At 51.9% G+C, this 1,401-nt stretch carries 1 rRNA gene; it reads right to left on the bottom strand.

Going from position 1 to position 1,401, the window contains the following annotated elements:
* Positions 1-50 precede the first annotated feature (50 nt).
* Positions 51-1,401 (bottom strand): 23S ribosomal RNA (locus tag BM008_RS15075); the annotation flags it as partial.

Below are 1,401 nucleotides of genomic sequence, written 5' to 3'. Positions count from 1 at the left end.
TGAAAGTGTATAATAAACATGCACATATCAGATTTCGCCTGGACAAAGCAAGACGGACAGGCACGGATGATTAGTAGCCGCGGACTCAACACCTCGTTGCCTTGGTGCGTACATCCCGACCCTATCAAACCGGTCTTGTACCGGAATCCTTAACGTGGTCTCTTTTCAAGTCAGATTTCGAGCTTAGATGCATTCAGCTCTTATTCCTTAGCGCGTAGCTGCTCAGCGATGCCCTGTCGGACAACTGATACACCAGTGGCGCCGCTACTCTGTTCCTCTCGTACTAAAAGTAGCTTACCCTCAGACCACAGACACCTCTAGTAGATAGTAACCGACCTGTCTCACGACGGTCTAAACCCAGCTCACGATCTCCTTTAATAGGCGAACAACCTCACCCTTGGCCGCTGCTGCACGGCCAGGATGGAAAGAACCGACATCGAAGTAGCAAGCTGCCGGGTCGATATGTGCTCTTGCCGGCAACAACTCAATTATCCCCGGGGTAACTTTTCTGTCATTTTTGGCTCGCACCAAGCGAGCTCAAAAGTTCGCTAGAACCGACTTTCGTCTCGTCATCCACTACTGTGCTGAATAACGTCAGGCTGACTTATGCTCTTGCACTCTTCAGTGGGTTTCCGACCCACTTGAGTCAACCTTTGTGCGCCCTTGATATCTTTTCAAGGGCGTCCCGCCCCAGGCAAACTGCCCACCTATCGGGGTCCTCCTCTCGGAGTTAGGGTCGTAATTTCAGAAGGGTAGTGTCCCAATGGCGACTCCATCGATGCTGGCGCACCGACTTCGACGTCTCCTACCTACACTGTACATCCAAAATCACAACCCAACGACAGGCTGCAGTAAAGCTCCACGGGGTCTTCACTTCCCCCTAGAGGTCTCTAGACTGTGCACTAGAAAGTAAGCTTCACCGGACTCTGGCTAGGGACAGTAGAGCTCTCATTGATCCATTCATGCGAGTCGCCAATTAAGCGACAAGGTACTACGCTACCTTAAGAGGGTCATAGTTACCCCCGCTGTTTACAGGCCCTTCGTCCCATTGAACTGGGGTTTCAGGTACCTGCACTGAGCAGGATTCAGAGATCGTACTAGCCCTTACGGGTTTGCGATCTCCTATGTTGATATTAGACAGTTAGAGCTCTCTTGTCACTGCGACCTGCTGTCTTCACAGCAGGCACTCCTTCTCCCGAAGTTACGGAGCTAATTTGCCGAATTCCCTTAGCCAAATTGTTCCGACACGCCTTAGCCTTTTCAGCTAGGGGCACCTGTGTCAGTTCTCGGTACGGACCCATGACTTCCTTTTCACGGGTTCCCGGGTGCAGCTGACTTTCGCCATAACACATTCGCCCGCTTCTCGCCATTACGGCTCTCCACGGGATTCGGTGCTTAGAC

It is taken from the genome of Methanolobus profundi (assembly GCF_900114835.1).
Classification (GTDB): domain Archaea; phylum Halobacteriota; class Methanosarcinia; order Methanosarcinales; family Methanosarcinaceae; genus Methanolobus; species Methanolobus profundi.
Note: the sequence above shows the minus strand (reverse complement) of the source record. Positions and strands in the feature narration are given on the sequence as shown.